A 12,181-nucleotide genomic window follows, 5' to 3' on the forward strand; every position below is an offset into this window, starting at 1 on the left:
ATGCTGCTGTTGCTGCTTGCCTATCTGGGGGGCGCGCTGACCCTGCTCAGCCCCTGCATCCTGCCGGTGCTGCCGTTCGTGTTCGCGCGTGCCGATCGCCCGTTCCTGCGCAGCACGCTGCCGCTGCTGCTGGGCATGGCGCTCACCTTCACCGTGGTCGCCAGCCTGGCCGCGGTGGGCAGCCAATGGGTGGCACAGGCCAACCAGGTCGGACGCTGGGTCGCCCTGCTGCTGATGGCGTTGTTCGCGGTCGCCCTGCTCTGGCCACGACTGGCCGACCACCTGCTGGCGCCGTTCCAGCGCATGGGTGCCCGCCTGAGTGCGCGCGCCGATGCGGCGGATGCCGCGGGGCACGGCGGCGCGTGGACCTCGCTGCTGATCGGCATCGCCACTGGCCTGCTGTGGGCACCGTGTGCCGGGCCGATCCTCGGTCTGGTGCTGACCGGCGCCGCCCTGCATGGCGCCAGCGTCGGTACCACTGCGCTGCTGCTGGCCTACGCACTGGGTGCGATCACCGCATTGGCGCTGGCGGTGTGGATCGGCGGCCGGGTGTTCCGCGCGATGCAGGCGCGGCTCGGCCTCGGCGATGTACTTCGCAAGGTGCTGGGTGTGGCCGCGCTGCTGGCCGTCGTGGCGATCGGCCTCGGCTGGGATACCGGCCTGCTGACCCGCTTGTCCACGGTCAGCACCGCCCGTATCGAGCAACGCCTGCTGGATGCAGTGCCCGGCGCGCAGCCGGCGGCGCCGATGATGATGGCCGGCGCCAATGCCGGTGCCGATGCAGCGCTGCCGGTGGAGGGCACGCTGCCCGCGCTGGACGGTGCCACTGGCTGGCTCAACAGCCCGCCGCTGAGTGCACAGCAGCTGCGCGGCAAGGTGGTTCTGGTCGATTTCTGGACCTATTCCTGCATCAACTGCCTGCGCGCGATGCCGTTCGTGCACGAATGGGAGCGACGCTACCGCGACCACGGCCTGGTGGTGGTCGGCGTGCACACGCCGGAATTCGCCTTCGAGCGTGACCCACGCAACGTGATGAAAGCGGTGCAGCAGCTGAAGGTCGAGTACCCGGTGGCGCTCGACAACCAGTACACGATCTGGCGCGCCTTCAACAACCGCTACTGGCCGGCGCAGTACTTCGTCGACGCGCAGGGCAATATCCGCGGCCACCAGTTCGGCGAGGGCAACTATGCGCGCTCGGAACAGATGATCCGTCGCCTGCTGACCGAAGCCGGGCAGACCAATCTGCCGCCACCGGCCGATCCCGCTGCCGCCGGCCTGAAGGGCGTGGCCGTGCAGGCCGACATGGGCAACCTGCGTTCGCCGGAAACCTACCTGGGCCACGCCCGCGCCGAGCAGTTCGCCTCGCCCGGCGGGCAGCACAGCGACGCCGCGTTCGACTACACGCTGCCGGCCACCCTGGCGTTGAACCAGTGGGGGCTGTCCGGGCGCTGGACCGTCACCGATGAGGCCGCACAGCTGCAGCAGGCCGGCGGCCGCATCGCCTTCCAGTTCCATGCGCGCGACCTGCACCTGGTGCTGGCACCGAGCGAGGACGGCAGGCCGGTGCGCTTCCGCGTCTGGCTGGACGGCAAAGCGCTGCCCGCCACCGATGCCGGCAGTGATGTTGGTGCCGATGGCAGTGGCGTCGTCGACGAGCACCGCCTCTACCAGCTGATCCGCCAGCGCGGCGCAGTCGGCCCGCATCGCTTCGAGATCGAGTTCCTCGATGCGGGCGTGCAGGCCTATGCCTTCACCTTCGGTTGAACCGGGAGGACATGATGAAACTCTCCTTTGAACAGGGCATCGCCGCCGGTGTGGCCGGCCTGGTGGCCACGGCCTTGATTGCCGGTGTGCTGCTGGTTGACCACGGCGCGATTGCGGCGCCGATCGAAGCCAGCGCGCAGATCCAGGCACTGCCGGCCCCCACCGGCGATGCGGCGTTCCGCGATGACGCCCCCCGCGCCAGCGTGGTGTTCGCCGGTGGTTGCTTCTGGGGCGTGCAGGGCGTGTTCCAGCACGTCAAGGGCGTGAGCAATGCCGTGTCCGGCTACATCGGTGGCAGTGCGGCCAATGCGCGTTATGAGCGCGTCAGCGGTGGCCAGACCGGGCATGCCGAAGCAGTGAAGATCGACTACGACCCGCGCCAGGTCAGCTACGGGCAGCTGATGCAGGTGTTCTTCTCGGTGGTGCACGACCCGACCCAGCTCAATCGGCAGGGGCCGGACCACGGCAGCCAATACCGCTCGGCGATCTTCAGTGACGACGCACGCCAGCAGGCTGCCAGCCGCGCCTACATCGCCCAGCTCGGCCAGGCCGGCAGCTACCGCGCGCCGATCGTCACCCAGCTGGTCAGCGGCCAGCGCTTCTACCCGGCCGAGAGCTACCACCAGAACTACATGACCAACTACCCGCAGGCGGCCTACATCCGCTACTACGACGCACCGAAGCTGGCCGCGCTGGGCAGGCAGTTCCCGGCGCTGTACCGGCGCGAGGCGGTGCTGGTGCCGATGCGGTAGCCGGCATTCCCCCTTGGGCTGACCGACGCTCGGCGGTGCTCTCTGTAGAGCCGAGCCCACGCTCGGCTGCTGTTGGCGGAAGTGCAGCCGAGCATGGGCTCGGCTCTACACACAGAAAAAGACGCACGGCCATCCAGCCGTGCGTTTGGGAAGTATCGGCCGTGCCCCGATCAGGCCCGGCCGACAACGACATGCTAGGCTCGCCATCATCATGGGTACAGCACCAGATGGTGGGAAATTCGATGGATACAGATGACCAGAGCGCGATGATCCCACCCCGCTACCAACGGCTGTCCGACGAGCTGGCCGAGGCCATCCACGGCGGACGCCTTCCGGTTGGCAGCCGCCTGCCTTCGCTGCGGCAGATGGCCCTGCAGCGCAGGCTCAGCCTGAACACGGTGATTGCCGCCTATCGCCAGCTGGAGGACGCCGGCCTAGTCATTCCGCGGCCCAAAGCCGGCTTCGAGGTGGCGCCGCGCTTGTCGGTGCCAGAGCGTTCGCTGCGTGATACCCCGTCCGCACCCACCGCACCACTGCAGCAGGTGCTGATGGCCCGCGTGCTGGAAGCACAGCGCCGCCCCGGTGTGATCGACCTGGCCTTTGCCGGTCCGCGCGGGCGCCAGTTCTATCCGGGCGCGCAGCTGGCCCGGCATACCGCACAGGTGCTGCGCCACGGCCAGCAGACGGTGGAGACCTACGCGCGCCCCAACGGCTCGCCACGGCTGCTGGCGCAGATCGTGCGGCGTGGCCCGCGCATGGGGCTGCACACCCACAGCGAACGCCTGCTGCTGACTCATGGTGCGATGGAGGGCCTGCAGCTGGCGCTGCGCGCGGTCACCCAGCCCGGTGATGCGGTCGGCATCGAGGCACCGTCCTACTTCAACCTGTATCCGTTGCTGGCCAACCTCGGCCTGCAGGCCATCGAGCTGCCCACCCATCCGCAGCACGGACTGGATGTGGATGCGCTGGACGCGCTGCTGCAGCACACACCGCTGGCCGCGCTGGTGGTGATGCCGACCGTGCACAACCCGCTCGGCTGCACCATGCCGACCGCCGCCAAGCAGCGCCTGGCCGAGCTGGTCAACGCACGGCAGCTGCCGCTGATCGAGGACGCGGTGTACGCCGAGCTGCAGTTCTGCGAACCGCCGGCGCCCCTGCTGAAGGCCTTTGATCGCGACGGCTGGGTGATGGTGGTCGGAGGTTTCTCCAAGACACTGGCGCCGGATTACCGCATCGGCTGGCTGGATGGCGGCCGCTTCGCCGAGCGCATCGCGCTGCTGAAATTCCAGTCCACCGGCGGCGAGCCGAAGCTGCTCGGTGACGCGGTCGCGGCGTATCTGGAAGCGGGCAGCTACGAGCACCACCTGCATCGCATGCGCCGGCTGTACCGCGAACAGGTGGGACGGCTGCGCCAGCTGGTGGCCGAGCACTTCCCGGCCGGCACCCGCGCCACCGAACCGCAGGGCGGATTCCTGCTGTGGCTGGAACTGCCGGGCGTGGATACGCGCGAGCTGTTCGAGCGAGCGCTGCAGGAGGACATCGTGTTCATGCCCGGCCAGGTCTATTCACGTGGCGCGCGATACCGCCACTGCCTGCGGCTGTCGTGCTGCCAGACCCTGGATGCGCGCTTCATTGGCGCGGTGGAACGACTGGGCGCGATCGCGCGGGAGCTGGCGGCCGCAGCACGGTAGTGCCGGCCGCTGGCCGGCAACATCGGGATCACCGGGTGGATGCGGTTGCCGGCCAGCGGCCGGCACTACCCAGGATCACTCGAGCAGGTGCGCGCTCAGCGCTTCGCCATCCGCACCCGGCAGATGCGGCAGCCGTCCCCAGCACGGCATCGGCAGGCGCTGCTGCAACGTGGCGATGTTCTCATCCTGGCGCTGCATCGCCGGGTCGATGTGGTTGCCGATCCAGCCCAGGCACTGCACGCCGCTGGCCTGCAGCGACTGCGCAGTCAGCCGCGCATGGTTGACGCAGCCCAGCCGCATGCCCACCACCAGCAGCACCGGCAACTGCAGTGCTCGCACCAGGTCCAGCTGGTCCAGCGTGGCCGAGACCGGCGCCAGCCACCCACCGACGCCTTCCACCACCACGATGTCGGCCTGTGCGCGCAGTCGCGCGAACGCAGCCACGATCGGCGCCAGTTCCACCCGCACGCCGTCCTCGGCAGCGGCCAGCTCCGGTGCCAGCGGCTGCCGCAGCGCATACGGGTTCAGATCGGCATAGTCCGGCACCGGCCAGCTGGCCGCCTGCAGCGCCAGCGCGTCTTCGTTGCGCAGGCCCTGCCCCAGGTCTTCGCTGCCGCTGGCCACCGGTTTCATGCCCACTGCGCGCAGGCCGCGCCGGCGCAGCGCCTGCAGCAGCGCGGTGCTGGCCGCGGTCTTGCCGATCTCCGTATCGGTGCCGGTAATGAACAGGGCGGGCGGCAGCGTAGCGGGCAACGGCATCGATGGGCTCCAACAGGGCAACAGAGCGTGCATTATCGCCGGCCCGGCGCGCTTGCTAGACTGCGGGCATGTTCGCCAATGCCTCGCTTACCGGCAGCAAGCCGGAACAATATGCCCAGCTGCTGGAACAGGCCCGTGGCCTGGTCTACGCCGAGTCCGACCGCATCGCCAACGCGGCCAACCTCTCCGCACTGGTCTACCACGCCCTGCCCGACCTGAACTGGGTGGGTTTCTACCTGTACGACGGCACGGAGCTGGTGGTCGGCCCGTTCCAGGGCCTGCCGGCCTGCGTGCGCATCCCGCTGGACAAGGGCGTGTGCGGTGCCGCCGCCAGCCAGCGCGTGACCCAGCGCGTGGACGACGTCGATGCCTTCCCCGGCCATATCGCCTGCGATTCGGCCTCGCGTTCGGAACTGGTGGTGCCGCTGCTGCGCGGCGATGAACTGATCGGCGTGTTCGACATCGACAGCCCGAAGATCGGCCGCTTCGATGCCGATGACCAGGCCGGCCTGGAAGCCATCGCCCGCGTGTTCGTCGAGGCGCTGGGATGAGCGCGCCGAAGCTGCGCAACATCGGCCCCAAGAGTGCAGCGTGGCTGCGCCAGGTCGGCCTGCGCAGCCGCGAGGACCTGGTTGCGACCGGCGCAGTCGGCGCCTTCGTCAAGGTCAAGCGCGCCGGCTTCAAGCCCAGCCTGAACCTGCTGTACTCGCTGGAAGGCGCGCTGCTGGACTGCCACTGGCAGGAACTGAGCGAGCCGCAGCGTGAGGCGCTGGTGCAGGATTACGAAGCACGCATCGCCGCGCATCCGCTGAAGGCGGCCGGCCCGGCGTCGGGTCCGGTGCATGAGCAGCGCTTCGATGCCGACGATGACGCGGAAGACAGCGTGACCGAGGATGCGGACGAGGATTGACTGCACCGGTAGTGCCGGCCGCTGGCCGGCAACTGCGTGGTCTTTTCAACGTTCCCGAGACTGCCGGCCAGCGGCCGGCACTACCGATGGGTTACGGCTGCTGCAGTTCCAGCAGCTCGCCTGCCAGCCCGGCTTCGCCACGTTCCAGCCGTACCCGCAGGCGCGTGCCGTGGTCGATGCGCAGTGCCCAGCACAGCGACATCGGCAGGCCGCAGACCTGCGACAGCACCATGCGCAGCGGGCCGCCATGGCTGACCACCAGCGTTGGCACCGGGTCGTCATCATCGAGCAGTCGATCCAGCGCGCGCGCGATACGCCGCTCGAAGTGGCCCCAGCTTTCACCGTTGGGCGGTGGGAATGCATGCGGATCGGCATGGAAGGCCGCCAGTGCATCCTCCGGCAGGTCGAACAGCGGCTGCCCGTCCCAATCGCCGAAATCCAGCTCTTCCCATTCCTCCTCCGCTTCCACGTCCAGCCCGCGCGGGGTGGCCAGGGCCATCGCCGTGTGCAGCGAGCGCAGCCGCGGCGAACTGATCACCCGTTCCCAGGGCTGCGCAGCGTAGGCGTCGACCAGTTCCTGCGGCAGGCGGGCCAGCTGCGGTGGATCGCTGCGGCCATCGAGGAACTCATCGCGACCGTTGCCGGCATGGCGGACCAGGTCGAGGATCATGCGTGCGTCCTGTACAGGCAACGCGGGAACAGCGGAAAACGGGCGGACATCGGCAACGGCACCACGGGATCGAGGGACCATTCTAAGGGCACAGCAAAGGCAGTCGGGTACGCTCGACGCTACGGGCCGCCTGCGATGCCGTAGACTGCGCGCACTTCCAGGTGACCTGCGGCCACGGCCGGCAGGTTGAAACGGGAAGCCGGTGACGCGTGAATCCACGCCAGGCCGGCGCTGCCCCCGCAACGGTAAGCACGTCAGTTCCAGGCAACAACGCCACTGTGCCGCAGGCATGGGAAGGCGCCTGGACGGTGGCCTCGCGCCACCCGGCGGCAAGCCCGGAGACCGGCCCGGAAGCCTCAGGTCGCGGTGCGGTGGGCATGGCGCTGGATGACCGCAGCCTGCGCTGCGGCGTCGGCGCATGCCTGCCTTCGCGGCTCCTCCCCTTCGCCACGCGGGCGTGCGTGGCACCTGGAGTCCCCCATGAAGCTGCAGTCCCGAATGCTGTCCCTGGCCGTGCTGGCCGCCCTGCCCGCGCTGGCCCAGGCCGCCGATGACACCACCGCGCTCGACCAGATCCTGGTCACCGCCACCCGCACCCCGATCGCCCTGCAGGACAGCATCGCACCAGCCCAGGTGATCGACCGCGCGCAGATCGAATCCAGTCAGGCCACCTCGTTGCAGGAACTGCTGCGCGGCCGCGCCGGCATCAACCTGACCAATGCCGGCGGGCTCGGCAAGCAGAGCTCGCTGTTCCTGCGCGGCACCAACTCGGGCCACACCGTGGTGCTGGTCGATGGCGTGCGCATCAACAGTGCCGACCTCGGCCTGGCCATGTACCAGGACCTGCCGCTGGCGCAGATCGAACGCGTGGAAATCGTGCGCGGCCCGCAGTCCAGCCTGTACGGCGCCGACGCCATCGGTGGCGTGATCCAGATCTTCACCCGCCGCAACCAGGGCGATTTTGCTCCGCACTTCCAGCTCGGTGGTGGCAGCAACGGCCTGCGCGAAGCCAGCGGCGGCATCGGAGGTGGCACCGAACGCGGCTGGTTCGGCGCCGACATCGCCTACCAGCATTCCGATGGCGTCGATGCCTGCCGTGGCTCGGCGACGCTGTTCACCGGCTGTTTCGCCGACGAACCCGACCGCGACGGCTACCGCAACCTGTCCAAGAGCCTGCGTGGCGGCTACACCTTCAACGACCAGTGGAATGTGGAAGGCAGTGCGCTGCGCGCCGACGGCAGGAACCACTACGACGGCTATTACAACTACTCGGAAATCCGCCAGCAGGTGCTGGCCGGCAAGGTGCGCTACACCCCGTCCGGGCGCCTGGCCTTCACCGCCAACGTCGGCCGCAGCGACAACGAGTCGGACAACTTCGGCGACTTCGGCGCACGCGGCAGCGCGCAGACCCACCGCGACAGCGCCTCGCTGCAGGGTGACTTCACCTTGACCGGAAGCCAGCTGCTGAGCACCGGCGTGGACTGGAGCGAAGACAACCTGGATGGCAGCAGCGCGGGCTACCTTGTCGACAGCCGCCGCAACACCGGTGTATTCGTGCAGTACCAGGGCCGCTTCGGCCGCCACCAGCTGCAGGCCAGCGCGCGCAACGACGACAACCAGCAGTTCGGCAACCACGCCACCGGCAGTCTCGGCTGGGCAATGCAGCTGGACCACGGCCTGCGCGTCAATGCCAGCTACGGCACCGCCTTCAAGGCACCGACCTTCAGCGACCTGTACGACCCGTGGAGCGGCGTGCCGACGTTGAAGCCGGAGAAGTCCAAGAGCGCCAACCTCGGTGTTTCGCAGCAGGGCCAGGGCTGGCATTGGGGCCTGGACGTGTACGTGACCCGCATCGATGACCTGATCACCTACGATGCGTCCACGATGAAAATGCAGCAGGTGGAGAAGGCGCGCATCCGTGGCGCCGAACTGACCGGTGGCGTGCTGCTGGCCGGCTTCGACCTCAACGCGCAGCTGAGCTACACCGACCCGCGCAACCGCACCCATGGCAGCACCCAGTTCGACAACTGGCTGCCGCGCCGTGCACAGCAGACCGCGCGCCTGGACGTCGACCGCCGCTTCGGCGATTTCCGCGCCGGCCTGACCGTGCAGGGTGCGGGCAAGCGCTATGACGATGCCGCCAACGCGGTGAAGGTCGGTGGCTACGGCACGCTGGACCTGCGCGCCGAGTACGCGCTGACGCCGGCGTGGTCGCTGCTGGCACGTGCCGCCAACGTGTTCGACCGCCGCTACGAAACGGTGGCGTGGTTCAACCAGCCCGGCCGCGAGTACCAGCTGAGCGTGCGTTACCAGCCGAAATGAAGGCGATGGTCATGGTAGTGCCGGCCGCTGGCCGGCAACATCGTGACCCTCGGCAACGTCCTCGGGGTTGCCGGCCAGCGGCCGGCACTACCCCCTGCGTCAGCCCTGCAACCCCGGCAACTCACGCAGGTCGTCAATCACCGCCACCGCCTGTGCGGTGGCCAGGTCCAGGCCACGCGGATAACCGTAACGCACCAGTGCGATCGGCATACCCGCCTCTTCAGCGGCGCGGTAGTCGGTCAACGAATCACCCACCATCAGGCAGGCATCCACCGCCAGCCCGAAGTGCGCAGCGATGTGCCGCAGCGGCTCACCGCTGGGCTTGCGCTGCGGCAGCGAATCGCCGCCCAGTACCAGCGCGAACGCATCACCAATGCCCAGGTGCTGCAGCAGTGGCGGCACCAGCGCTTCGGGCTTGTTGGTGCAGATCGCCAGCGGAACAGCGCGTGCACGCAGCTGCATCAGCGCTTCGGCCACGCCATCGAACAGGCGCGGGCTGCGCAACAGGCACTCACGGTAGTGCACCATGAACACCGGCATCACTTCGGCCAGGTCGACCTCACGACCCGCGGCATGCACGGCCTGCTCGACCAGGCGGCGCACACCGTCGCCGATCCAGCCCAGAACCGTGGCTTCCGGCACGCGTGCCATGCCGATGTCTTCCAGCGTGCGGTTCAGTGCTTCGGCGATATCAGCTGCGCTGTCGACCAGCGTGCCATCAAGGTCGAACACGACCAGCGGATAGGGATACGACAAGGGACGGCACCTGCACGACATTGGGCCGCCCATTGTACGCCGCTGGTTTCTGCGCCGATCCGCCTCAACCGATCCGGCGTGCGCGGGTGGCCAGGAACGTGGGCAGGTAGCGGTCGATCAGGAAGCGCGGCTGCGGCTGCCAGTCTTCCATGAAGCGATCGATGACGAACCCCGCATCCAGCTGCCCGCCGATCAGTTCGGTCAGGCTGTGGCCAAAGGTCAGCGCATCGCCGCGGCCGAGTTTCGCCTCACGTTCTGCGGCGGGCAGGTCTTCCAGGTCCGAATAGGGAATGGCGTACTGCGGCCGGATCAGGCCCTGCGCATCGAGCTGCGGATCGCGCGCGCCGACGAACAGCACCGGGTTGTAGAAGCTGGCCATCAACATGCCATCGCGCGCCAGCACGCGGCGGCATTCGGTCCACACCGGGCGCACGTCGGGTACGTACAGGTTGGAGATCGGATGGAACACCACGTCGAAGCTGTCGTTGGCGAATACGTGCAGGTCGCGCATGTCGCCCTGCACCGTGCGCAGCTGCAGTCCATCGCGCGCCGCCACGCTGCGGTCCTGTTCCAGCTGCCCGTCTGAGAGATCGAACACGGTGACGTCGGCGCCCGCAGCGGCCAGCACCGGTGCCTGCTGGCCCCCGCCCGAGGCCAGGCACAGGATGCGGCGGCCACGCACATCGCCCAGCCAGTCCAATGGCAGCGCGCGTGGGGTCAGATGCACCTGCCAGCGGCCTTCGCGCGCGGCGGCAATGGTTGAACTTTCCACCGGGCGCGACCATTCGCGCACTTCGCTGGCCTGGCGGTCCCAGGCAGCACGGTTGTGGTCGATCAAGGCCTGTCCATGGTTCATGTGTTCTCCTTGCCCGGTGGGCGCCAATCCAGATCCTGGAAGGCCGGGCTGGCGAAACACTCGGCCAGATAGTCCAGGAATCGCCGCATGATAGCGGGCTGCTGTCGTCGTGACGCGTACACGGCATGAATGCCGAGTTCGTCCAGGCTGAATTCGGGCAGCAGTTCGATCAGCTCGCCGGTACGCAGCAGCGGCGCCACCTGGTAGGTCGGCAGCATGGCGATACCGGCACCGGCCCGCACCGCCTCCAGCAGCAGCGAGGCCTCGTTGGCGCTGATGTTGCCGCCTACCGCCACCGACAGCGAACGGCCGTCCCGGTGCAGCTGCCACAGGCTCTTGCCGACGTAGTGGTGGGTCAGGCAGTTGTGCGCGGCCAGATGCTCGGGAGCAGTCGGCGTGCCGCGTGCCTGCAGGTAGGACGGCGTCGCGCACAGCACCGAGCGGCAGGTGGCCAGCCGCCGCGCGATCAGGCTGGGATCGATCTGGCGCGCGATGCGCACGGCCAGGTCCACCCGCTCCTCCACCAGGTTCACCGTGCGGTCGACCAGCAGCAGCTCGATGCGTGCCGCCGGATGGCGCGCAACAAAGCCGGCCACCGCCCGCGCCAGGTGGCTCTGCCCGAACGACACGCTGGCAGTCACCCGCAGCGTGCCATGCGGCTCCGGATCATCGCTGGCCAGCTCGCCCTGCAGTTCCTCGCCGATCGCCAGCATCTGCCGGAAGCGCGCCAGCGCCGCCTCGCCCGGGCCGGTCAGGCTGACCCGGCGCGTGGTCCGGTGCAGCAGGCGTGCGCCCAGCCAGCCCTCGACCTCAGCCAGGTAGCGGCTGACCATCGCCCGCGACATGTCCAGCACCTCTGCCGCCGCGGTCAGGCTGCCGCGCTCGGCCACCTCGACGAACACGGTCATGGCGGTCAATCGGTCCATATGCTCGATCCATGCAACAAACAAGCGCGTTATACGCTGTTTTTCGAGCGACTGCAGCGGCCTAGAGTGGCGCCATTCCCACCCCACAGCGCCCCACGGAGTCCTGCCATGAAGATCGCCCTCGTTGGTTCCACCGGCAACATCGGCCGCCAGATCGCCCGCCACGCGCTGGCCCGCGGCCACGAACTCACCGTCATCGTGCGCAGCGCGCAGGACCTCCCGGCCGAGCTGGCCGGTGCCCATCCGGTGATCGCCTCGCTGGATGACCAGGACGCGCTGGTTGCCGCCATCGCCGGCCACGACGTGCTCGCCAGTGCCTACGGCCCGCGCCCGGGCGATGACATCGGCCGCGTCGGCGAGGTCGCCGCGCAGCTGGCGGCTGCCGCGCGCAAGGCCGGCGTGCCGCGCCTGGTGGTGGTTGGCGGTGCCGGCAGCCTGGAAGTCGCACCCGGCGTGCAGCTGGTCGACACCCCCACCTTCCCGGAGGCCTACAAGCCGTACGCGCTGGCCCACCGCGAGGCGTTCAACCGCCTGCAGGCAGTGGACGACCTGGACTGGACCTTCTTCTCGCCGGCCGCCGAAATCGGCCCGGGTGAAGAGCGCGGCCAGTACCGCGTGCAGCCCAAGGCGTTCCTGGCCGATACCAGCGGCCACAGCCGCATCAGCTACGCCGACTATGGCGCGGCGTTCGTCGCCGAACTGGAAGCGCACGCGTATCCGAAGCAGATCATCACCGCAGCGTATTGATCCACGCACGTCCCATGTAGAGCCAAGC

General features: G+C 68.8%; 12 protein-coding genes and 1 riboswitch. Of the genes, 7 read left to right on the forward strand and 5 right to left on the reverse strand.

Going from position 1 to position 12,181, the window contains the following annotated elements:
- The 3 genes from J3A72_RS22100 to J3A72_RS22110 all read left to right on the forward strand — a co-directional run bounded on the left by J3A72_RS22100 (position 1) and on the right by J3A72_RS22110 (position 4,207).
- Complete coding sequence (locus J3A72_RS22100) at positions 1–1,764, forward strand: cytochrome c biogenesis protein CcdA (protein ID WP_075076141.1); 1,764 nt, start codon at positions 1–3, stop codon at positions 1,762–1,764.
- Positions 1,765–1,778: 14 nt separating this feature from the next.
- Positions 1,779–2,516, forward strand: coding sequence for a peptide-methionine (S)-S-oxide reductase MsrA (gene msrA, locus J3A72_RS22105; protein WP_075076162.1), 738 nt, complete (start codon positions 1,779–1,781; stop codon positions 2,514–2,516).
- Between the two features lie 242 nt (positions 2,517–2,758).
- Positions 2,759–4,207 (forward strand): PLP-dependent aminotransferase family protein, encoded by a 1,449-nt coding sequence (locus J3A72_RS22110; protein ID WP_075076163.1) that lies wholly within the window; start codon positions 2,759–2,761, stop codon positions 4,205–4,207.
- A gap of 75 nt (positions 4,208–4,282) precedes the next feature.
- Here the strand turns inward: J3A72_RS22110 and bioD are convergent, their stop codons facing one another.
- Positions 4,283–4,966 carry a dethiobiotin synthase gene (bioD, locus tag J3A72_RS22115; RefSeq protein ID WP_041864050.1) on the reverse strand — a complete coding sequence of 228 codons (684 nt, stop codon included), beginning with the start codon at positions 4,964–4,966 and terminating at the stop codon, positions 4,283–4,285.
- A gap of 68 nt (positions 4,967–5,034) precedes the next feature.
- Between bioD and J3A72_RS22120 the strand changes: the two genes are divergently transcribed.
- Complete coding sequence (locus J3A72_RS22120; protein ID WP_014645821.1) at positions 5,035–5,517, forward strand: GAF domain-containing protein; 483 nt, start codon at positions 5,035–5,037, stop codon at positions 5,515–5,517.
- Positions 5,514–5,876, forward strand: coding sequence for a TfoX/Sxy family protein (locus J3A72_RS22125; RefSeq protein ID WP_014645820.1), 363 nt, complete (start codon positions 5,514–5,516; stop codon positions 5,874–5,876). Before J3A72_RS22120 ends, J3A72_RS22125 begins: the two co-directional genes overlap by 4 nt.
- 91 nt (positions 5,877–5,967) lie before the next feature.
- Here the strand turns inward: J3A72_RS22125 and J3A72_RS22130 are convergent, their stop codons facing one another.
- Positions 5,968–6,546, reverse strand: a complete 579-nt coding sequence (locus J3A72_RS22130) for a histidine phosphatase family protein (RefSeq protein ID WP_075076142.1) — start codon at positions 6,544–6,546, stop codon at positions 5,968–5,970.
- Positions 6,547–6,688: 142 nt separating this feature from the next.
- Positions 6,689–6,912, forward strand: a riboswitch (cobalamin riboswitch).
- A 114-nt stretch (positions 6,913–7,026) separates the two neighbouring features.
- On the opposite strand from J3A72_RS22130, the gene btuB reads away from it, so the two are divergent.
- Complete coding sequence (gene btuB / locus J3A72_RS22135) at positions 7,027–8,868, forward strand: TonB-dependent vitamin B12 receptor (RefSeq protein WP_075076143.1); 1,842 nt, start codon at positions 7,027–7,029, stop codon at positions 8,866–8,868.
- A gap of 99 nt (positions 8,869–8,967) precedes the next feature.
- On the opposite strand, the gene gph is transcribed toward btuB, so the two are convergent.
- From gph to J3A72_RS22150, 3 genes are all read right to left on the reverse strand, one after another.
- The gene (gene gph / locus J3A72_RS22140) at positions 8,968–9,624 is read right to left on the reverse strand and encodes a phosphoglycolate phosphatase (protein ID WP_075076144.1); all 657 of its coding nucleotides are present in this window, start codon (positions 9,622–9,624) and stop codon (positions 8,968–8,970) included.
- 64 nt (positions 9,625–9,688) lie between these two features.
- Entirely contained in the window at positions 9,689–10,480 is a 792-nt protein-coding gene (locus tag J3A72_RS22145; RefSeq protein WP_014645816.1) for a class I SAM-dependent methyltransferase, read from the reverse strand.
- Positions 10,477–11,406, reverse strand: coding sequence for a LysR family transcriptional regulator (locus J3A72_RS22150; RefSeq protein ID WP_014645815.1), 930 nt, complete (start codon positions 11,404–11,406; stop codon positions 10,477–10,479). Before J3A72_RS22150 ends, J3A72_RS22145 begins: the two co-directional genes overlap by 4 nt.
- Positions 11,407–11,514: 108 nt before the next feature.
- Between J3A72_RS22150 and J3A72_RS22155 the strand changes: the two genes are divergently transcribed.
- Positions 11,515–12,153, forward strand: a complete 639-nt coding sequence (locus J3A72_RS22155) for an NAD(P)H-binding protein (RefSeq protein WP_032959230.1) — start codon at positions 11,515–11,517, stop codon at positions 12,151–12,153.
- The last annotated feature ends 28 nt before the right edge of the window (positions 12,154–12,181 follow it).

Source organism: Stenotrophomonas sp. PvP093 (assembly GCF_017876915.1).
GTDB lineage: Bacteria > Pseudomonadota > Gammaproteobacteria > Xanthomonadales > Xanthomonadaceae > Stenotrophomonas > Stenotrophomonas muris.

Excerpts from the sequence above, each read along its gene's own strand:
- J3A72_RS22100 (WP_075076141.1), top strand. The coding sequence starts at position 1 with ATGCTGCTGTTGCTGCTTGCCTATCTGGGGGGCGCGCTGACCCTGCTC.
- msrA (WP_075076162.1), top strand. The coding sequence starts at position 1,779 with ATGAAACTCTCCTTTGAACAGGGCATCGCCGCCGGTGTGGCCGGCCTG.
- J3A72_RS22110 (WP_075076163.1), top strand. The coding sequence starts at position 2,759 with ATGGATACAGATGACCAGAGCGCGATGATCCCACCCCGCTACCAACGG.
- bioD (WP_041864050.1), bottom strand. The coding sequence starts at position 4,966 with ATGCCGTTGCCCGCTACGCTGCCGCCCGCCCTGTTCATTACCGGCACC.
- J3A72_RS22120 (WP_014645821.1), top strand. The coding sequence starts at position 5,035 with ATGTTCGCCAATGCCTCGCTTACCGGCAGCAAGCCGGAACAATATGCC.
- J3A72_RS22125 (WP_014645820.1), top strand. The coding sequence starts at position 5,514 with ATGAGCGCGCCGAAGCTGCGCAACATCGGCCCCAAGAGTGCAGCGTGG.
- J3A72_RS22130 (WP_075076142.1), bottom strand. The coding sequence starts at position 6,546 with ATGATCCTCGACCTGGTCCGCCATGCCGGCAACGGTCGCGATGAGTTC.
- btuB (WP_075076143.1), top strand. The coding sequence starts at position 7,027 with ATGAAGCTGCAGTCCCGAATGCTGTCCCTGGCCGTGCTGGCCGCCCTG.
- J3A72_RS22145 (WP_014645816.1), bottom strand. The coding sequence starts at position 10,480 with ATGAACCATGGACAGGCCTTGATCGACCACAACCGTGCTGCCTGGGAC.
- J3A72_RS22150 (WP_014645815.1), bottom strand. The coding sequence starts at position 11,406 with ATGGACCGATTGACCGCCATGACCGTGTTCGTCGAGGTGGCCGAGCGC.
- J3A72_RS22155 (WP_032959230.1), top strand. The coding sequence starts at position 11,515 with ATGAAGATCGCCCTCGTTGGTTCCACCGGCAACATCGGCCGCCAGATC.